This is a genomic window from Roseivirga sp. AWQ4_251 (assembly GCF_056158225.1).
The window spans coordinates 1,316,237-1,336,353 of sequence record NZ_JBSWSW010000001.1 but is presented as its reverse complement, the minus strand read 5'-3'; the positions used below and the strand labels follow the sequence as shown (position 1 = coordinate 1,336,353).

Annotated in this window: 19 protein-coding genes; 3 read left to right on the top strand and 16 right to left on the bottom strand. The window is 41.6% G+C overall.

Annotation, left to right across the window (positions count from 1 at the left end):
• Positions 1-237 precede the first annotated feature (237 nt).
• The 3 genes from ACXACJ_RS05975 to ACXACJ_RS05965 all read right to left on the bottom strand — a co-directional run bounded on the left by ACXACJ_RS05975 (position 238) and on the right by ACXACJ_RS05965 (position 2,022).
• On the bottom strand, positions 238-720 hold the full coding sequence (locus ACXACJ_RS05975) for a hypothetical protein (RefSeq protein ID WP_475133384.1): 483 nt from the start codon (positions 718-720) through the stop codon (positions 238-240).
• Positions 721-923: 203 nt separating this feature from the next.
• On the bottom strand, positions 924-1,511 hold the full coding sequence (locus ACXACJ_RS05970) for a hypothetical protein (RefSeq protein ID WP_475132471.1): 588 nt from the start codon (positions 1,509-1,511) through the stop codon (positions 924-926).
• Positions 1,512-1,518: 7 nt separating this feature from the next.
• On the bottom strand, positions 1,519-2,022 hold the full coding sequence (locus ACXACJ_RS05965) for a hypothetical protein (RefSeq protein WP_475132470.1): 504 nt from the start codon (positions 2,020-2,022) through the stop codon (positions 1,519-1,521).
• A 554-nt stretch (positions 2,023-2,576) separates the two neighbouring features.
• Here ACXACJ_RS05965 and ACXACJ_RS05960 point away from each other — a divergent pair.
• Positions 2,577-4,622 (top strand): S9 family peptidase, encoded by a 2,046-nt coding sequence (locus tag ACXACJ_RS05960; protein WP_475133383.1) that lies wholly within the window; start codon positions 2,577-2,579, stop codon positions 4,620-4,622.
• A 90-nt stretch (positions 4,623-4,712) separates the two neighbouring features.
• Here ACXACJ_RS05960 and ACXACJ_RS05955 read toward each other — a convergent pair whose 3' ends face one another.
• Genes ACXACJ_RS05955 through ACXACJ_RS05925 form a run of 7 tightly spaced genes read right to left on the bottom strand, consistent with a single transcriptional unit; the run spans position 4,713 to position 13,658 of the window.
• On the bottom strand, positions 4,713-6,332 hold the full coding sequence (locus ACXACJ_RS05955; protein ID WP_475133381.1) for a sodium:solute symporter: 1,620 nt from the start codon (positions 6,330-6,332) through the stop codon (positions 4,713-4,715).
• A gap of 25 nt (positions 6,333-6,357) precedes the next feature.
• On the bottom strand, positions 6,358-7,509 hold the full coding sequence (locus ACXACJ_RS05950; RefSeq protein WP_475133380.1) for an aldose epimerase family protein: 1,152 nt from the start codon (positions 7,507-7,509) through the stop codon (positions 6,358-6,360).
• Positions 7,510-7,550: 41 nt separating this feature from the next.
• On the bottom strand, positions 7,551-9,035 hold the full coding sequence (gene araA, locus ACXACJ_RS05945) for an L-arabinose isomerase (protein ID WP_475133379.1): 1,485 nt from the start codon (positions 9,033-9,035) through the stop codon (positions 7,551-7,553).
• A gap of 3 nt (positions 9,036-9,038) precedes the next feature.
• The gene (locus tag ACXACJ_RS05940) at positions 9,039-9,686 is read right to left on the bottom strand and encodes an HAD family hydrolase (RefSeq protein ID WP_475133378.1); all 648 of its coding nucleotides are present in this window, start codon (positions 9,684-9,686) and stop codon (positions 9,039-9,041) included.
• A complete protein-coding gene (locus tag ACXACJ_RS05935) occupies positions 9,683-10,384 on the bottom strand; it encodes an L-ribulose-5-phosphate 4-epimerase (protein WP_475133376.1) in 702 nt (233 codons plus the stop codon). Before ACXACJ_RS05935 ends, ACXACJ_RS05940 begins: the two co-directional genes overlap by 4 nt.
• Positions 10,385-10,437: 53 nt before the next feature.
• Positions 10,438-12,096, bottom strand: a complete 1,659-nt coding sequence (locus ACXACJ_RS05930; RefSeq protein WP_475133374.1) for a ribulokinase — start codon at positions 12,094-12,096, stop codon at positions 10,438-10,440.
• Positions 12,097-12,113: 17 nt separating this feature from the next.
• Positions 12,114-13,658 (bottom strand): alpha-N-arabinofuranosidase, encoded by a 1,545-nt coding sequence (locus ACXACJ_RS05925; RefSeq protein ID WP_475133372.1) that lies wholly within the window; start codon positions 13,656-13,658, stop codon positions 12,114-12,116.
• 267 nt (positions 13,659-13,925) lie between these two features.
• Between ACXACJ_RS05925 and ACXACJ_RS05920 the strand changes: the two genes are divergently transcribed.
• Positions 13,926-14,615: an NUDIX hydrolase gene (locus tag ACXACJ_RS05920; RefSeq protein ID WP_475133371.1), complete on the top strand. Its 690-nt coding sequence runs from the start codon at positions 13,926-13,928 to the stop codon at positions 14,613-14,615.
• 12 nt (positions 14,616-14,627) lie between these two features.
• Here ACXACJ_RS05920 and ACXACJ_RS05915 read toward each other — a convergent pair whose 3' ends face one another.
• Genes ACXACJ_RS05915 through ACXACJ_RS05905 form a run of 3 tightly spaced genes read right to left on the bottom strand, consistent with a single transcriptional unit; the run spans position 14,628 to position 17,121 of the window.
• Complete coding sequence (locus tag ACXACJ_RS05915) at positions 14,628-15,281, bottom strand: phosphatase PAP2 family protein (RefSeq protein WP_475133369.1); 654 nt, start codon at positions 15,279-15,281, stop codon at positions 14,628-14,630.
• Complete coding sequence (trmB, locus tag ACXACJ_RS05910; protein ID WP_475133368.1) at positions 15,271-15,939, bottom strand: tRNA (guanosine(46)-N7)-methyltransferase TrmB; 669 nt, start codon at positions 15,937-15,939, stop codon at positions 15,271-15,273. The genes ACXACJ_RS05915 and trmB overlap by 11 nt, the downstream gene beginning before the upstream one ends.
• Positions 15,940-17,121: a bifunctional folylpolyglutamate synthase/dihydrofolate synthase gene (locus ACXACJ_RS05905; RefSeq protein WP_475133366.1), complete on the bottom strand. Its 1,182-nt coding sequence runs from the start codon at positions 17,119-17,121 to the stop codon at positions 15,940-15,942.
• Positions 17,122-17,311: 190 nt separating this feature from the next.
• Between ACXACJ_RS05905 and ACXACJ_RS05900 the strand changes: the two genes are divergently transcribed.
• Complete coding sequence (locus ACXACJ_RS05900; RefSeq protein ID WP_475133365.1) at positions 17,312-17,962, top strand: head GIN domain-containing protein; 651 nt, start codon at positions 17,312-17,314, stop codon at positions 17,960-17,962.
• Between the two features lie 76 nt (positions 17,963-18,038).
• Here the strand turns inward: ACXACJ_RS05900 and ACXACJ_RS05895 are convergent, their stop codons facing one another.
• Genes ACXACJ_RS05895 through ACXACJ_RS05885 form a run of 3 tightly spaced genes read right to left on the bottom strand, consistent with a single transcriptional unit; the run spans position 18,039 to position 20,117 of the window.
• Positions 18,039-19,046 carry a hypothetical protein gene (locus tag ACXACJ_RS05895; protein ID WP_475133363.1) on the bottom strand — a complete coding sequence of 336 codons (1,008 nt, stop codon included), beginning with the start codon at positions 19,044-19,046 and terminating at the stop codon, positions 18,039-18,041.
• 1 nt (position 19,047) lies between these two features.
• Positions 19,048-19,437 (bottom strand): ExbD/TolR family protein, encoded by a 390-nt coding sequence (locus tag ACXACJ_RS05890; protein ID WP_475133361.1) that lies wholly within the window; start codon positions 19,435-19,437, stop codon positions 19,048-19,050.
• Positions 19,437-20,117 carry a MotA/TolQ/ExbB proton channel family protein gene (locus ACXACJ_RS05885; RefSeq protein ID WP_475133360.1) on the bottom strand — a complete coding sequence of 227 codons (681 nt, stop codon included), beginning with the start codon at positions 20,115-20,117 and terminating at the stop codon, positions 19,437-19,439. Before ACXACJ_RS05885 ends, ACXACJ_RS05890 begins: the two co-directional genes overlap by 1 nt.

The window sequence follows — 20,117 nt, the reverse complement described above, 5'->3', positions numbered from 1 at the left end:
TCTCTGATTTTCGACTAAAAAATTTGAAAAAGAATTTTGAAAAAGCATGAAGGTATTTTTTGATCAAGAAGCAGAAGTCCGATCGATAATTATAGTGTATAGGGATACAATATTTAGTTGTTTTTCTTGACACCCTGAGCTAGTTGTTAAAAAATGTGGGGTGAATAGCTGCTTATGTTTCATCATTTTTTTCTCCCCATTTTTAATATACATAAATATTTCATGAAGACATTAAACTTACAGACCTAATTTAAAATACAACCCCATATTTACTACAGGATATCTATCACTTAAGCCAGCGCCCGTTGCCAACACCAATGATTTATTCAATGAAATTCTCGCATCCATCATAGGCATAAGCGAAACAAAACGATCATCACTCACAACAACATTCAATCTTGGGCCAACTCTAAAGTTGTCATTGATTTTCACCTGATAGCTCATATACCCTCCAACATCTTTATGAGCAGGAGCTTCCAAATTGAAATCCTCTCTGGTGTTGAAGTATCCAAAACGAAGGCTTTTCAGTAAAGTCAAAGAAACATCTACCCCACCATAAGTACCTCTTACCGATCTTGTTACAGAAAAACCAGCTTGAATACTCGGTCCTTTAGAAGAAGAAGTAAGATGATACATTTCGCTTCGGGTATTTTTGAATTTCTGAGCTTGAGCAGTACAAGCAAAGAGTATCAGAATTATGGTTGCGAGCAGCTTTTTCATGTTGTTTTTGTTTATTCAAAATTGCCTAAATAGCCTAAAAAATTTGTCGGCAATTGCCGTGTTATTAAAAATTAAGTGATTGTTTAACTGGCATTAGGTGATTCACCTAAAGGATTTTTTAAACGGAAAAAAGCAGGCCCTCCGGCCTGCTTTATCGAACAAACTACCATAAACACAGCCCAAACTTCCGGGGCTCACGCTCTTTAAAGTGTCTCTTTTATGTATATCCTAATGTCCTGGGGAGCCGTCTCGTCCCCTCCGAAATATGGGTACAGCAGGTAATAGATGCCGCGGTCGCAGTCCGCTCCGCGCTTCACCGTACGCACGTTGCCGTCAAAGTTGAACTCGTACTCGTCACCCATCAGCAGTATCGAAAGGTCCCGCTTCTCCCCGATGGGCATGGACCCCATCTTCTCGTACTCTCGCTGACCTTGCGCATAAACGTACCAGTAAATGTCTATCTCCTCCGTCTCAAGGTTGTAGTTCCAACCGAACCTTGCGCTGTTCTCGTGGTGAAGGCTGTTGCAGTCAGCAAAGCCGAAAAGCTTGTTGATGTCCCCCTGGTCATTGTTCTTCAGGTCGTAGCGGGCCGTTTCATCGAACCATACCGAGATCGTCATCTGGGTCGACTTCAGTGTCCTTACCCCCTTGCTGATGCCTCCGGCCACTTGGCTCTCGTGGTTACCCTTCTTGATCAGGTACACCGTGTTCGCTGGCTCGAACACTTCTGCGCAGGATGTCGCCAGCACAGTGGCCAGTACCATTACCATTACCGTCAGTCCCCTGTTCATGGCCGTATCAATAAAGGTTCACGATAAGTTTAAGGCTTGTCGCCTTGTGGTCGCCAGAAAAGCCCTGTTCGTAGGCGATCCTAAGCTTGTCGTTGAACTTGTAGCGGATCTCACCCCCATAGTGCATCTTCTGCCATTCCATGTTCAGGGTGCCCTTTCTTACCCCGCCACCGATCTCGAAGCCCCCGCATACTGGGAACACAAGACTGGCATAGACCCCGGCAAAGCGGTTGTCCATATAGGTCTCCTTGGTGTCGTAGTCCCTGGTGTGGAAGTAGTTCAGGCTGAAGATCTGCTTGTAGTTCATGCCGATGCCGAAGCCGTACTTAAGCCCCTTGTAGTCGATGGCAGTGGCGGCAACCTGAAAGCTGAGCGCCTTCATCTTTACCTGTGGCCTTGCCCTTGGCACGAATTCGTAGACGGTGGAGTTGTATTTCGATATCTCGATCTGTTGTGAAAATGCAAAGCTGCATACCGTCATTAAGAGCCCGATGAGTAGAAGTTTTTTCATTTGAGTTGCGTTTTAAGGTTTGTTTGTTTCGATACTCAAAGGTGGCGGAAAGGGCGTTCTTATAAATCGGGGTATCACCAGAATCCAAAATATGGGCACATCTCTGAATACCAATGGGTGATTCACCTAGTGGCCGTACCAGGTACGCTTAAAACCGCATTTCACAGACAAAAAACACACAATGAAAGGCAGTTTTGATTTTGAAGAAAACCATGGAGGACAAATTCCAATATCAAAAAATGGCCATTAAAACCTATTGAAAGCGTTTATTGATTATCCCAAGCCCGATAAACCGTCCTCCCTTCCCTTGAAATTTAAGCCACAGCTTAACGCGGAAGAAAACCAGTTTTAAGCAGATGGGCAGAAAAAAGAGGCTCTTCAAGGCTGTATATTTTTTAACACACCAAAACAACCAACTTGGAATTGTTATATTTTAAGGAATTCCAAAGAAAGAAACAGAACCATTCCACTCGCGATCATTAGGTTATAGAAATAACTTCAATTGCACCTTTTCTTATTATTGAATAGATTAAGCACACACCAAAATCTAACTCATGAAAAGATATTTATTTGTAGCGCTCCTATGCCTCTGTTGCTCAATGGCTAAAGGGCAAATCTCCAACAAATTGGAAATGCTCGACATTTTCAATTTGGAATACGTTTCTGATCCCCAAATTTCTCCTGATGGCAAAAAAGTCATTTACGTCAGGAATTTTTCAGATGTAATGACCGACAAAAACTTATCGAATCTTTGGATAACCAATTTTGACGGTTCTCAAAACAGGCCTCTCACCACGGGAGAACATAATGATCGATCACCTGTTTGGTCACATGATGGATCAAAAATCGTTTACCTTTCCAATAAATCTGGCAAAACAGAATTGTATTTACGTTGGCTAGATACCAATGATGAAATGGTTTTGGTGAATTCAGAAAAAACACCTTCAGGCATCAGCTGGTCTCCAGACGACAAATATTTGCTTTTCACAATGTTTGTTCAAGAATCGAAAAGTTCTCCGATCAAAATGCCTTCCAAGCCCAAAGGAGCCGTTTGGAACGATCCTCCAAAATATGTTGACGAATTAGGCTGGAGAAGAGATGGAGCGGGAGAACTCCCTACGGGCCATAGCCAACTTTTCACAGTTCCTGTTTCTGGCGGAACCCCACGACAGTTAACGGAAGAGCCTTTCAATCATTCTTCCGCAACTTGGGGAATGGATGGCAAGATGGTTTATTATAGTGCCAACAAAAGAGAAGATGCAGAAATAGAAGGTTCAGATTCAGACATTTACTCGTTAGATATTGCTTCAGGGGCAATGAAAAGGTTAACGAATCGCTATGGCCCTGATGGCAGTCCAACCATTTCACCCAATGGCAAAAAAATGGCCTATACAGGTTATGATGACACTTATAAAGGCTATCAAATCAGCCAATTGTATGTAGCCAATATAGATGGTTCGAACTCCAAACTGATTTCAGGAAAGCTCGACAGAGACGTAAACAATATTACTTGGGCTGAAGATGGAAAGGGGATCTATTTTCAATACGTTGACAAAGCACATACTAAAATTGCCTACATCAACCTGAATGGAAAAGTAACCGATATTACAGAAGGTTTAGGCGGTATGTCATTAGGAAGACCTTATACTTCCGGAGCTTATAGCATTGCCTCCAATGGAAATTATGCTTACACATGGGCAGAAACAAATTTACCGGCTGATTTAGGAACTGGAAACAATGGCAAAAACCAGAGAATAACACAGGTAAACGAAGATTTATTCGACCATAAAAAATTGGGGAACGTAGAAGAGATCTGGTATAAATCTTCGGCAGATGGTCTTGACATCAACGGCTGGATTGTAACGCCTCCAGACTTTGATCCTTCCAAGAAATACCCGCTCATTTTAGAGATTCATGGAGGACCATTCTCGAGTTATGGCCCCGCATTTAGTGGCGAAATTCAATTGATGGCTGCAGCCGGTTATGTTGTTCTTTATACCAATCCTAGAGGAAGCACCAGCTATGGCGCTGCATTTGGGAATGAAATCGATAAAAATTACCCAAGCCACGACTACGATGACTTGATGTCTGGAGTAGATGAGGTGATCAAAAGAGGTTATATAGATGAAAGCCAACTATTTGTGACTGGTGGAAGTGGTGGCGGAGTATTAACCGCATGGATTGTAGGGAAAACCGATCGCTTTAAGGCAGCAGTAGTCGCCAAACCGGTAATTAACTGGTATAGCTGGTCGCTGAATGCCGACATGTCGGCTTTTGCAACACGATATTGGTTTGAGAAAAAACCTTGGGAAGATCCAGAAACCTATATGAAACACTCTCCTATTTCTCTTGTAGGAAATGTAAGCACACCAACCATGTTACTCACGGGAGAAGCAGATTTGAGAACGCCAATTCATGAGTTGGAGCAATTTTTCACGGCCCTGAAATTAAGAGGGGTGGAAACTGCTATGGTGAGAATCCCTGGAGCTTATCATGGCATCGCTTCAAGACCAAGCAACTTGATCGGTAAAGTAGCTTCAATATTAACGTGGTTTGGCAAATACAGAACAGAACCTGTAAGCGTAGATATAAGGAGATAAAGGCTCGACTTAATCCATACCATTTAAAAATCAAAAAGCCGATGCTCTCCATCATCGGCTTTTATCATTGTTTTCGGGAATGAAGCGAGTTTAACTTCCGCTAAACCAAATCATTACCCATACTACAATGGCGACAATCACCACTGAGAAAACAATATCCTTCCAATTATAACTGGTTTTATTACTTGCTTTATCTTCTTCGGAAAGTGTTCCCATCGTAAGGCCAGCAAGTTGCGCTTCCGATTGAGCCGGAAAGGCAAAACTTACGCCCACCGCCAAAAGGATACAGAACAAAAAGAACCAAGCTCCAAATGTCAAAAAGTTCATGGTAGCCAAATGATGAATTGCACTTCCCTCAGTCAGGCTATCGCTGAATAATTCCAACACAATTCTTAAAGCACCAATGATGAACCCGACCACCAAAGTAGTGTAAGCTCCATTGGCATTGATTCGTTTGTAGAATATTCCCAAGAGGAAAATCACGGCAATGGGTGGAGCCAAGTACGACTGAACCTTCTGTAAGTATTCATAAAGAACACCCGAAATGTTCTGCATAATAGGAATCCAGAAGATGCCCAAAACCACCACGATCACCGTAGCTACGCGACCTATGGCCACCAACTTTTTCTCTGGTGTTTCTGGCCTTAACTTCTTATAAATATCAACAGTGAAGAGTGTAGAACAGGAATTAAAGACAGAAGCTAAAGAACTCATAAGTGCAGCCAAAAGCCCTGCAGCCACTAATCCTCTCAATCCTGAAGGCAATAAATTACTCATCAAAACGGGGAAAGCCTGATCTGGAGTGTCCCATTCTAATTCACCTTTTGCTTTTAAAGTAAGCGCTATAATCCCCGGCACAAGGAACAAAAACACAGGAAGCAATTTCAACAAGGCACCGAAGATCGTACCTCTTCTCCCCTCTTTAATATTCTTAGCTGTCAATGTGCGTTGTACGATATACTGGTCGGTACACCAATACCAAATACCAACGACTGTACTCGTAATCACCAAAGAAGGCCATGGAAAATCAGGGTCCGTGGCAGGCCTCCACATATTGAAGTATTCTGCTCCCAAGGTGGCTTTCATTTCGCCCCAACCACCTACATGGTTCAATCCAATGATCGTCAATACAGCGGCACCAAAAATCAAAACAACAGTTTGAACCGCCTCCGTGTACACCACGGCACGCATACCGCCCAACACTGTATAAATTCCGGTGAGAATCACAGTCGCTAAAGCACCCACCCAAAAGTTGATACCTAGCAGAGAAGCCACTACAATTCCGCCAGCATAAATGGTGACAGAAACTTTGGTAAGCACATAGGCCACTAAAGAAACGACCGATAGAAACCATCGAGATTTAGCACTGAAACGCTTTTCTAAAAACTCGGGCATGGTAAACACACCACTCCGCGCATAAAAAGGAAGAAAAACCCAACCCAAAAGCAAAACTACCCAAGCCTGAATTTCATAAATGAGCATGGGTATTTTATTGCCAGCACCTGCACCAGCCAAACCGACAACGTGTTCTGAACCAATGTTCGAAGCAAAAATGGAAGCTCCTACTACGAACCATCCAATATTTCTGCCCGCCAAAAAATAGTCTTCGGTATTGTTCGTCTTCTTGAGAATTACCCAAATGGCAACGCCAAAGAGAATCAAAAAATAGACGACTATAAATACCCAATCAAGCGTTTCTAAACTCTTCATTTCCTTCAGATTTAGAGTTCTTCAACTATTTGGTTGAAAACACCAATTTGGTTGTGGTTGAGTAGGTTTCTCCCGGATTCAATACCACGGAAGGAAAATCAGGCTGATTTGGCGAATCAGGATAGTGCTGAGTTTCTAAACAAAGCCCTGAACGGTAAGGATAAACTTGCCCGCCTTTGCCTGTGATTGAACCATCCAAAAAGTTTCCTGAATAGAACTGAATAGCAGGTTCGGTAGTGTAAACCTGAAGCAATCGGCCACTTTGAGGCTCATATAACTCAGCGGCTTTCTGCATTTTCTCAGCACTTTCAGTTAAAATCCAGCAATGATCATAGCCTCCTCCAAATTCAAGTTGTTGGTTTTCTTCATTGATTTCTTTACCAATTTGTTTTGAGCTCGTAAAATCGAAAGGTGTTCCCGAAACATATCTCAATTCTCCCGTTGGAATTAAAGTTTTGTCAACCGGCAAAAAACGATTCGCATACAAAGTCAGTTCGTGATTTAAGATGGAAGACTTGTCTTCTCCCAAATTGAAATAGGAATGATTGGTAAGATTTACAATCGTTTTCTTGTCGGTAGTGGCTTTATAACTGATTTCCAGACTTCCATCCTCGTCCATCATATAGGTTACCTCGGTATTCAACGTTCCAGGATAACCTTCTTCTCCATCAGGGCTCGTATATTTCAACAAAAGGCCCGTTGAGTTCTCATTTTTTATTTCTGAAGCAGCCCAAACCACTTTATCGAAACCAACATTACCACCATGTAAATGGTTGGCGTCATTGTTTGTAGCTAATTCATATGTTTCACCATCGAGGGTGAATTTACCTTTGGCAATACGATTGCCGTATCTTCCAATTAGCGCTCCGAAATACGGGCTTGGCAACAGATAACCTTCCATTGAATCGTGACCAAGCACAACATCTCCCAAATTCCCATTCTTATCGGGCACCATCCAAGAAGTAATAATTCCACCGTAAGTGATGATTTCAATCTTCTCCCCTGATTTGGCTTCCAGTGTATACTTATCAATTTGAGTTCCATCGGGCAGTTTATCGAAAGGAGCTGAAGTGATCGTGGGTGCCGAACTGGCCGTTGTGGTTTGTTCTTCTTTCGAAGATTTTCCGCCACAGGAAAAAAGTAAAGCTGCGCACATGAGAGTGATTAATTTTTTCATAGGTTTTTGATTTAGTTAATCTGAAGGAATGGTGAGTTTAATTAAAAAATATGATAATAAACCTCATTCCAACGCAAGGTATCTTTGAAGCTTCTCGGCTCAGTATTCTTATCGATTACCAACAATTCAATGTCCGCCATTTCTGCAAAATCCTCCATGTATTCTGTGTTTATGGCCTTGCTAAAAACGGTATGATGAGCTCCACCCGCCAAAATCCAAGTTTGGGCAGCCACTTGCATATTCGGTTGCGGATCCCAAAGCACTCTGGCCACAGGTAGTTTTGGTAATTCAAATTCTGGTGTTACGGCCTCAACTTCGTTCACCAAAAGCCTGAAACGATTGCCCATATCAATTAACGAAGCATTGATTGCTGGGCCAGAAGCAACATCGAAAACCAATCGAGCAGGATCATCTTTTCCTCCGATACCCAAAGGATGCACTTCACATTTCGGCTTATCCATGGCTATGGAAGGGCAAATTTCCAGCATATGAGAACCCAAAACCCGTGATCGGCCCGTACGGAAATCGTAGGTATAATCTTCCATAAAAGAAGTTCCACCTTCCAAACCTTGATCCATCACTTTTGCTGCTCTGAGTAAAGCCGCGGTTTTCCAATCGCCTTCAGCTCCGAAGCCATAACCCTCGGCCATTAAGCGCTGAACCGCAAGCCCAGGAAGCTGCTTCAAATTGCCTAAGTTTTCAAAAGTATCGGTAAAAGCCTGGAAGCCGCCATCTTGAAGAAAAGCTCTCAAACCAGCCTCAATCCTTGCCGCTTCTTTGAGCGATTCGCTCTTCAATAATTCTTGGGTGATTTGATAACTATCGCCATACTCACCTAACAACTTCTGGATTTCTGAATCAGAAATAGCATTCACGAACTTTTCCAGATCAGCAATTCCATAACCATTTACCGAGAATCCAAATTTCATTTGGGCCTCAACTTTATTGCCTTCGGTTACCGCCACATGACGCATATTATCACCTATTCTAGCCACTTTAATGGTTTGCATGGTATGCCAGCCTGCTGCAACTCTTGTCCATACGCCAATCTTTGCCAATACCTCAACATCCTTCCAATGACCGACAACAACTTTGCGATTTTTCTTCATTCGAGAAGCCATAAAACCAAATTCACGCCCTCCATGAGCCGACTGGTTTTCATTCATAAAATCCATGTCGATTTCACTCCAAGGAATTTCAGTATTGTACTGAGTGTGCAAGTGTAGCATCGGTTTTCTGAGCACTTGAAGCCCACGAATCCACATTTTGGCCGGAGAAAAAGTGTGCATCCAAACGGCTACTCCAATGCAATTCTGAGCATGATTAGCCTTTTCGCAAACCTCAAATATTTCTTCAGGAGTTGTTACAACTCCTTGATATTTCACCTGAACAGGAATGACAGATTGAGCATCTAAATGCTGGGCAATTTCTTTAGAATGATTCGCTACATTTTTAAGCACTTCTTCACCATAAAGGTGCTGGCTGCCTGTAACAAACCATATTTCTAGCTGGCTTAAGTCGTTCATGTTCTATTGGAGAAAGGTGTTAAGGTCTAATTCAGTAAAATCTTTGACAAAGGCCTGAATATTATCAATACCATCAAATTCTTGTGGTGTATGCGTGGTAGTAATCACCACCGTTTGGCAGCCGGCATTAGCTGAAGCTTTGGCTCCAGTTGGAGAATCTTCAAAAACCACACAATCCTTGGGGTCAACTCCCAATTGCTCGGCTGTTTTCAAATAGATTTCAGGGTGAGGTTTGCCTTTGGTTACACTTTTAGAGTGAAGAATGGCCTGAAAATGATCGTGCAACTTCAAGTTATCAACTACAAAATCAACGTTTTCTGGTGGAGCCGCAGAAGCAATTGCAGCAGGAATTCCCAATTCTTTGAGTTTATCGAGCAATTCGCCACAACCCGGAATCAGTTTCAATTCATTCAGGAAAATATCGCGATAACGACTTTCTTTTCGCCAAGCAATTTCCGCTCTTTCTTCATCATTGAACCTATCGCCAAAAAGGCGCGCCAGAATTTCTTCATTTATACCATGAATCTGTTGCCTAACTTCTTCTATTTCCAGTTCCAGTCCCAAGGAAGCCAATTCCTTTTGCCATGCCCTGTGATGCACCATCATGTTGTCTACCATGGTGCCATCCATATCGAAAATTGCTGCTTTCATTCTTGTCCGTAGTACGAGTTTGCCCCGTGTTTTCTTTCGTAATGTTTTTTAATTAATGCATCCTTTAACCGAGGGGCCGAAGGATTTATTTGCAAAGTGAGATAAGCCATTTTAGCCAATTCTTCCAACACTTTACTATTATAAACGGCCTTTTGAGCATTCTTTCCCCATGTAAAAGGCCCGTGATTGCCAATCAATATCATTTCTACTTCTTGATAACTCAAGCCTTTTTCTGTAAAGCAATCCAGAATTTGCTGGCCTGTCATATGCTCATAATCGCCTTGAATCAACTCATCGCTCATAGGCATTGAGCAAGGAATATCAGAAGTTAAGTGATCGGCATGGGTTGTGCCCATAATCGGAATATCGCGTTGCGCTTGAGCCCATGCCACAGAATAGGTAGCATGTGTATGTGAAATCCCTCCAATAGTTTCCCAATTTTTATAGAGAAAAGCATGCGTTTTTGTGTCGGAAGAAGGTCTCATTTTTCCTTCAATCACTTTATTATCGAAGTCCAAAATCACAATATCTTCGGCCTTCAAAATATTATAAGGCACTCCGCTAGGCTTAATCGCAAAAACGCCTTTCGACCGATCCACAGCACTCACATTCCCGAAGGTATAAATGACCAAACCGAGTTTTGGCAAAAGCATATTTGCTTCGTAACACTCCTCTTTTAAGCTTTTATATTCTGACATCAATTAATTCCTTTTTTGCCTTACTTAACAATAATCCGCCCTGCATCACACTTCTAGTCCTTGTTAATCTGTTGCTCCACAAACTCTCCCAGAAGTTCGTACTTTTTGTACATAGTTTTATAATAAGCCACTTTTTCTGGTTCGGGAGAATAGGTAGTTTCAAAACCATTGCCTATGGCATTTACCGCAGACTGAACATCAGGATGAATTCCAGCAGCTACTGAAGCGTACATGGCAGCTCCCAAAGCTGGGGCTTGCTCTGAAACGGTAACCTTAATCGGCATATCCAATACATTGGCCAAAGTTTGCATAATAAATGCCGACTTTTTGGCCACGCCACCAATACCCACCACCGTTTTGATATGCACGCCCTGCTCTTCAAATCGATCGACAATTTTTTTAGAACCAAAGCAAATAGCCTCGATTAAAGCCCTGAAAATCTGAGGAGCACCTGTTCCCAAATTCAGGTTTACCATAGCAGATTTAAGCGCTTGATTGGCATCAGGAGTTCTTCTTCCATTGATCCAATCCAGAGCCACAGGAGCACTTTCGTTCAAAGGAATTTTCTCAGCTTCTTCGGAAAGCTTCACCATTATTTCTTCCTTCAATTGATCAATTTGTTCCGAAGAAAGATTGAGCGATTTGAGGTTCTCTAAAGGCCACGCAACTACATCTCTAAACCAGGCAAGCAAATCGCCAAAAGCAGATTGGCCAGCTTCCAAGCCCACCATGCCGGGGATTACCGAACCATCTACCTGGCCACAGATCCCATGAACGGTTTTGTCACCTACTACTTCTTCCGAAGCCACAATAATATCGCAAGTGGAAGTGCCCATTACCCGCACCAAAGCGAACTCTTCAACTTCGGCTCCAATGGCTCCTGCGTGCGCATCGAAAGTGCCAACTGCCACTTCAACTTCTGTGGTCAATCCTAATCTTTCAGCCCATTCGGCACTCAACTTTCCTGCAGATTCATTCGATGTATAAGTATCACTATAAAGACGCTGCTTCAATTCAGCCAAATAAGGATTTAATTGCGACAGAAAATCTTGGGAAGGTAGCCCGTTCCATTGCTCATGCCACATGGCTTTATGCCCCGCTGCGCAACGCGATCGTTTAAAGTTGTCCAAATTTGGTTCTCCAACAAGAATATAAGTCATCAAATCGCAGTGCTCCATCCAGGAATAGGCCGCATTTTTAACGGCATTATCTTCTCTAATCACATGCAGGATTTTCGCCCAAAACCATTCTGAAGAATAAATACCGCCTTCGTATTTTGTAAAATCAACGCCTCCCCAATCTTTCGCCAATTGATTGATTTCTGCCGCTTCTTTAATCGCGGTATGATCCTTCCATAAAACCACCATCGCATTAGGGTTTTCGGCAAATTCTGGAAGCAAAGCCAAAGCCTTACCCGAATTGTTGACCGCTACTGGCGAAGAACCTGTGGTATCGATACAAATTCCTTTTACCGATGAAGGATCAATTCCAGCATCTTTCACAACATCATGGATGGTGGTTTCCATGCCTTCGATATGATCGAGCGGATGTTGACGGAATTGGTTCGCACTTGGGTTGCAATATTTACCCGCTTTCCACCTTTGAAACCAATGCACCTTGCTTCCAATCGTTTCACCGTTATGGGCATCTACCAGCATAGACCTGACCGAATCGGTACCAAAATCAAGGCCTATCACATATTTCTTTTCCATTTCTACAGATCCTTATTCTATTTAACTTCCAACACAACTACTGAAAATGGAGGCAAAGTGGTTGTCAACACGCCATCTTTGAGTTTCCAAGTTTTGAAATCTGACGGTGTGATTACTTCGGGTTTGTCGAAGCTATTATAGTCTTGCAGATTGGCCGATTTCAGAATTGTACCCGAAACTTTGTTTTTCCCAGTTCCTCGTAATGAAATACTAATTTCTTGAGGTTTCGAGGCATCAATATTGACCAATGAAACATGTACAATTCCATCTTTCTCAGAAGCTGAAGCCGAAATGGCTGGCAGTTTTCTACCATTGAATTCATAAACCGCATTGTTACTGATATCCAAAGGCAACAAGGTCGCATCTTGATGAACGTTGTACATTTTCATCACATGATAAGTTGGAGTTTTAATCATCTTTTCGCCATCAGTTAAAATAACGGCTTGCAAAACATTGATGGTTTGGGCCAAATTGGCCATTCGGACTCGGTCCGCATGGTTATTAAAAGTGTTCAAAGTTGTACCAGCAATCATGGCATCGCGCATGGTGTTTTGTTGGTAAAGAAAACCGGGATTGGTTTCTGACTGAACATCATACCAGCCACCCCATTCATCCACAACCAAAGCAACTCTCTTTTGTGGATCGTACTTGTCCATTATGGTAGAATGGCGCGTAACCAATTCTTCCATTTTCAAAGCTTCCGTCATAGTTCTGAAATATTGGTCTTCGCTGAATTCTGTTGCTGAACCTTTATTTCCCCAATCAATTACCGCATAATGATGCAACGCCAAACCTTCGACCAAACTACGCGGGACATCACGCATCAACACTTCCGTCCAATGATAATCCGCACCACTGGCTCCAGAAGCAATTCTAAAAAGTCGGCTTGAATTGGACCAATTCGTCATAAAAGTGGCGTACTGCTTATAGATGTTTGCGTAATATTCGGCAGTCATATTGCCCCCACAGCCCCATGCCTCGTTTCCAACTCCCCAAAAATTCACATTCCATGCTTTTTCACGGCCGTTTTCTTTGCGCAAATCAGCCATAGGACTCACTCCGTCATGATTTACATATTGAACCCAATCGGCTAATTCTCTTACTTCGCCACTTCCCACATTGGCCGCCAAATAAGGTTCTGCACCTATCATTTCAGCCATGTTCAAAAAGTCATGGGTCCCAAAACTATTGTCTTCAGTTACACCTCCCCACCATTGATTCACAATAGTTGGGCGTTCTTCCTTAGGGCCAATTCCGTCTTTCCAATGATATGTATCGGCAAAACAGCCTCCCGGCCAACGCAAAACAGGAACTTTCAATTCCTTCAAAGCCTCAACCACATCGTTTCGCACACCATGGGTATGGGGAATTTGCGTGTTATCTTCTCCCACATAAAAACCATCGTAAATACAACGGCCCAAGTGCTCAGCAAAATGGCCATAAATATTCTTATTGATGATGTATTTTCCCTGGTCGGCATTGATTAGGATTTCTACTTTGTTTTGAGCCTGAAGCCCCAAACTGGCCAGAAAAAAAATCGGCATTAGGAGTTTTCGTATCATTTTAAAAATCGTTTAAAGCTTTCAAACTTATCTTCCACGACAGCTTCTCCCCTTCCTTCTTCCCTCACACAATCAAGTATTTGCTTATTTCTACCTATTTCAAGGTTTAGCTAGCAAGAATACTTGTCTTAACTGTCATAAAACTTTTACTTAGTACATGCTTGCATCTATAAGTGTAGTTTTTACATTTATAAATGTATTGATTTCTCGGAAGAAAGCAACGATTTCAAACGATTTCCTAATTCATTACCTCGAAAAGCACCCGATATGATTGAGAATTACACTGGCCAAACGCGAATGCTCGTAGCAGTTGACTGCATCATTTTTGGGTTTGACGATGATGAGTTGAAACTTCTGTTGGTTCAAAGAAATTTTGAACCCGAAAAGGGAAAATGGTCTCTGATGGGTGGTTTCTTGGGAGAAAATGAAACTTCAGACGATGCTGCGAAACGCGTTCTTCATCAGCTTACGGGGCTGAATGATGTGTACTTACAACAGGTTAGAAGCTTCACAGAACCTAATCGCGATCCCGTAGAACGTACGATTTCCATCGCCTATTATGCGCTTATCAATATCAATACACATGATAAAAGCTTATTAGAAGAACATTCCGCACAATGGTTTGGGCTTTCGGAAATTCCACAATTGATTTTTGACCATTCGGAAATTGTGAAAAAGGCGATGCACGAAATGCGCTACAAAACCTCTGTTCAGCCCGTTGGCTTTGAACTTCTGCCAGAAAAGTTCACCATGAGGCAGCTTCAAAAGCTCTACGAAGCGATTTATGGAGAAACACTGGACAAGCGCAATTTCCAGAAGAAGATTAACAATATGGATATTCTGATTAAGCTTGAGGAAAAAGATATGAGTTCGAGCCGAAAAGGCTCATTCCTTTTTCAATTCGATCAGGAAAAATACAACCAGAAGGTTCAAAATGGTTTTTCTTTCAAGCTTTAAGGAAGATTCCTGTCAAGCTGCTTTCTTAACGATAAGCCCTTGCTTCAATCTTGGCTTTTCGGCAAAAGGCTGCATTAGCTTCCAGCCAATTAAAGCAGCGAGAATGCCAAAGATACTTCCTACATATACATCCCTTAAAAAGTGCTGTAGAATGTAAATTCTGGACATTCCTACAAGAAATGCCGCAATGAAAATACATGCATTGAGCAGTCTATTTTTGCTCAAACTGATCAATACAAATGCGAACACAAAAGCAGTAGCCGTATGGCCTGAAGGAAAACTATTTAATCCACGCACGTTCACACCATCTACAAAATTCAGTTCAGCCAACCGATCGTTAAAAAAGGTTTTCGGGCGCGGTTCGCCAGCCCACAACCATTGTTTAAAAAGGTGAACCAAAGCGGTTTGAGCCACGATAGCAATCAGTATGTAATAAAAACGATAGAGATTGGTGAACAAAAAGTAAAGGGCCGCAATGGCCAGTATTATTCCATCACCAAGGTTGGTCCAATACTTAAAAAAGAAGTCTCCATAGGAGGAATGATGACTGTTAAGCCAAAGCACGAAATCACCATGATTAGTGGTAATCAGTAAAATCCCAAAGCCTAGAATGTAGGCCATTAGTAGTAATAAGGTACTCTTATCAATAAATGGCTTATTGTTCATGCTTAAATTTGAATTTCATGTACTTAATGGTTTCGCCTAAATCGAAGTGTTTCTTCTCAAATTTAGTTTTGATCCCAAAATGTTCATCCATGTATTCTGAATGATAAAGATCGTAGGTATACTCTAAGTCCAAAATATCGTTTCGCTCTTGCAGTACTTCCAAAGTATAATCAAAAAGGCCAGTATTATCGGTTTTAAAAAACACCTGACCTTCTGGCTTCAACATGGTTTTATAGTATTCCAGAAATCTAGGCGAAGTTAACCTTCTTTTGATATCACGATCCTTTGGTCTAGGATCTGGGAATGTCACCCAAATTGTATCCACTTCATTAGGAGCAAAAAAATCTTCGATTTGCTGTATTTGGGCTCTTAGAAAAGCTACATTTTGCAGATTCTCTTCAAGGGCTTGAGTACTTCCAACCCAAAGCCTATCCCCTTTTACATCTACACCAATAAAATTTCTATTGGGAAAAACCTTAGCCAAACCAATAGTATATTCTCCCTTTCCACAGCCCATTTCAACGGTAATGGGGTTTTCATTATTGAAGTAAGATGAATGCCAATTCCCTTTTAATGTTTGATAGAGTGGTTTGTCATCTTCAATAACGTTCCTCCTATCCTTTAACTCCTCAAATCGTATTAACTTCTGCCTAGACATTTACAGCTCTTCAATTTCCGCAACCACAAAAGTGCTTCCTCCAATATAAATCATATCCTCGGCCTTGGCTTGGGATTTTGCAAAGGTAACAGCTTCATTAACATCTTCTATAAAATGTGCTTTCAAGCCGAAAGGAGCTACCAAAGATTTCAACTGTTCAAGTTTCATGGCTCTTGGCACCTTGGCTTCGCAGAAAATATATTCGGCCTTTTGAGGCAGTAAAGGAATAAGTTCATCCAGCTTTTTATCACTGACAAAGCCCATCACCATAAATAACTTTTGGTGATCAACAGAATTGATTTGGGGAATCAAATAATCGAAAGCCTCTTTATTATGACCGGTGTCGCAAACCGTATATGGTTTTTCTGAAAGCACTTGCCATCTGCCTTTCAAGCCTGTTTTGGATTTCACATGAGCCAAGCCTTCTAAAACAGCTTCATCCGAAATCTGCCAACCTTGATTTCTTAAAATGGAAATACAAGCCATTACTCCTTTTATGTTCTTTGCTTGGTAGGTTCCTGGCAAGTCTAAATTAAAGGCTCTTTCTTCCCAAATTTGATCAGCAAACGTAATTTCTGAACCTCGTTCTTCTGCAACTTTTCTAAAAACGGACTCCGTTTCAGAATGCGTTTCGCCAATTACAACAGGTACTTCTGACTTTATAATTCCCGCTTTTTCTGCAGCAATTTTTGCCAGCGTATCACCAAGCATATCCATATGGTCGAAACCAATGTTTGTAATGAGGGAAACTTCTGGAACAATCACATTGGTTGAATCTAGTCTTCCGCCTAAGCCCACTTCTATAACGGCAATATCTACCGCCTGAGAAGAGAAATAATCGAAGGCCATTGCTACAGTCATCTCAAAGAAAGACGGCATGATTTCCTCAATATTCGGCCTTATACGTTGAACGAAATCTACTACTTCTTGCTCAGGAATAGGGATACCATTAATTCTAATCCTTTCCGTAAAGCTTTTTAAATGAGGACTTGTATAAAGCCCAACTTTATAACCTGAGCTTTGCAAAACTGACGCCAACATATGGCTAGAACTCCCCTTTCCATTTGTACCTGCCACGTGAATGGATTTGAAGTTTCGCTCAGGATTACCTAAAGCCGAGCAAAGCAGAATGGTATTGGTCAAATCCTTTTTGAATGCCGTTTTACCCACTCTCTGATACATGGGTAAAGCGTTGTACAAATAGTCTAGTGTTTGTTGGTAGTTCACAGTGCGAAGATAAATAGTGAGAAAGAGATTCGAGATGAGTGAGATAAAAATATCTCATTTCTGGAAACTCAAAAAAATATGCATTTCGCTTACGTGTGATCAGGAAGTGGTTCGTCATAGCATTACAACAAACTCAAAGTATAAAATGAAACAACCCAAATTGTTTATTGCAGCTCTTGCAATGATCATTATCAGCTCGTGCGAAAATGAAGTAATTAGAGGCCACGGAAGTGTAATCAGCGAATCGCGAACCTTGGATGATTTTCATTCTGTAAGATCGGAACTAGCTGCTAACATTTACCTTTCTCAAGATTCCGAACAGGAAGTTAGAATTGAAACCAATGAGAATCTGATGGGCGCAATTCAAACCTATGTTTTGAATGGGGAATTGATCATCCGTACAGATTACAACATCAGAAACATCACACGCTTGGATGTTTACTTGAGTGCTGAAAACTATCATAAGATCACACTTACAGGTTCGGGCAACATTCGAAACATTAGCTGCATGAATGTTGAGAACCTTGACATCCGCATTACTGGCTCCGGGAATGTAGAATTATGCGGAGAAGTGGACGCGCTTACCGCCACCGTAACAGGTTCTGGCAATATGGATTTCTTTGGAATGATGGCTCAAACCGCAGATGTGAATGTAACGGGTTCTGGAGATATTGAGGTATTGGTAGAAGAAGCTCTTGATGTCTCTATTTCAGGTTCTGGAAAAGTGTATTACAAGGGAACACCAGTGATTCAAACTCAAATTTCAGGGTCGGGAAAAATCGTGAATGCTAACTAAAACCAAATAGACTTACCCAGCTGATCCCAGTTAGCAAAAAGCCCGGTCAACTTTGGTTGCCGGGCTTTCATTATTTCTAATTCGTTTTAATTACAAAGGTGATTTCTCCTTGGGAAAGTGGAGCCGCCAATTTTGAAGGGTTCGTTTGGGAGAAAGAAAGTTTTTCAACTTGCTTCTTATAAAATTCAATAATGGTATTATCACTTATGGTAGTACCAGGGATTTTAGTCACGTTAACGACCGTTCCTCTATCATCTACCTCAATTCTGAATTTGATAACACCATCAATTTGAGAATCATCCTTTTCCGCAGGAGGTCTGTTCCATTTCCAACCTTCAAGGCTAAGGCTAACACCTATATCGGCACCACCAGGCAAAGCTCCATTCGCTGTGGTTTTTCCCTTAGGATCACCCATATTACCTCTTTTGTCTACTTCTTTGCCTTGGTTGTTTGAGGCATTTTGATCACTCTGAGTATCGGTCTTTTTTCCTCCACCCATCAAAGCGCGGTTATCGACTGTTGGCTTAGGTTTGGGTTTTGGTTCTTCTTTTTTCTCTTCGGTCTTTACCTCTTCCTTCTTTTCTTCAACTGGTTTGGTAACCTCTTTCTTCTCTTCAACTTTAGGCTTTGGTTCTTCCTTCTTCTCAACAGGTTTTTCTACCTTTTTCTCTTCTATCTTAACATCGCTCTCCTTCTGAGTCACTTCTGATTTAACCTCTTCCTTTGCAGGCTCTTTCACTGCTTCTTTGGTTACTTCAGGAATCGCTTCTTCTTGAGGCTTACTTTCTTCAGGTTGTTCTTCAACCACCTCTTCCATTTGCTGTTCCTCTGGTTCTTCAGTTTCTACTTCAGCATCGGGAGGAGTTTCATTTTCGGTTTCTTCGATTTGAGCCTGATTTTGGCGTTCAATATCGCCAGAACCAGCTTCTTCGAAACCAAAATTAAGTTCTATACCATATTCAGGAAGTGGCGGATCTGGAGGTCTCCAAGCCACCAAAAACAGCAGCAAAGCAATGATTGATCCGTGAATCCCCACGGACATGATTAAACTAAACTTCTTATCTTTTTTTTCTTGATCAGACATCTTATTCAGGTAACGTTACAATGGTCACCTTTTGTTTCAGCTTCGCAACGATGCCAGAAACCTTCATTAAGTATTCTGTATCTACCGTTTTGTCTACATGCAACGAAACTGAACCATCAGGGCCAGATATTACTTTAGACAATTCTCGTTCCAAATTTGAAAGTTGAACTTCCTTGTCGTTAAGATAATAACGAAGATCGGCCGTAATACTTATGCTATTCTTCTGCATTACAATATTGGAAGCAGCGGAAGAAGGCAAGTTAACAGGCAAACCTGATGGTGTAATGAAAGAAGCCGTCAACATAAAGAAGATCAATAACAGAAACACAATGTCTGTCATTGACGACATGCTGAAACTGGGGTCTACCTTATGCTTTGATTTGATATCCATTATTGTGGCTCTTGAAGAAGATCAATAAAATCGATAGAAGTGTACTCCATGTAGTGAATCGCTTTTTGAACGCGAGACACTAAATAGTTGTAACCTAAATAAGCTATGATACCCACCACAAGACCTAGAGCCGTTGTGATCATGGCCTCATAAATACCAGTTGAAAGCAATTTTGGACTTACAGAACCTTCTTCTTGTGCAATGGAAATAAAGGCTTGAATCATACCCGTAACCGTTCCCAAGAAACCGATCATTGGAGCCGCTCCGGCAATTGTGGCCAACATGGAAAGATTTTTTTCCAACTTGTAAACTTCAATTTTACCTACATTTTCAATAGAAGCTTCAATGGTTTTAAGCGGGCTACCAATTCTGCTAATACCCTTTTCAATCATTTTGGCTATTGGCGATTCCGTTTGGGAGCAAAGCAACTTTGCGCCATTGATATCTCCATTTAACACCAAGTTTTTGATTTTATCCATAAACTCAAAAGGGGTTTTAGAAGCCCGATTGATGTTTCTGTATCGTTCAAAGAAGATGTATATCGCAGTTACCCAAAGTGCCAAAAGGGGAACTAACCAAATCCCTCCTTTCATCAACAAATCGAACCAAAACAATACTCCTCCGTTATCACCAGCCACACCCGTGGTGTCAGCCGATGCTAATTCTTGAAAAAATGCCAT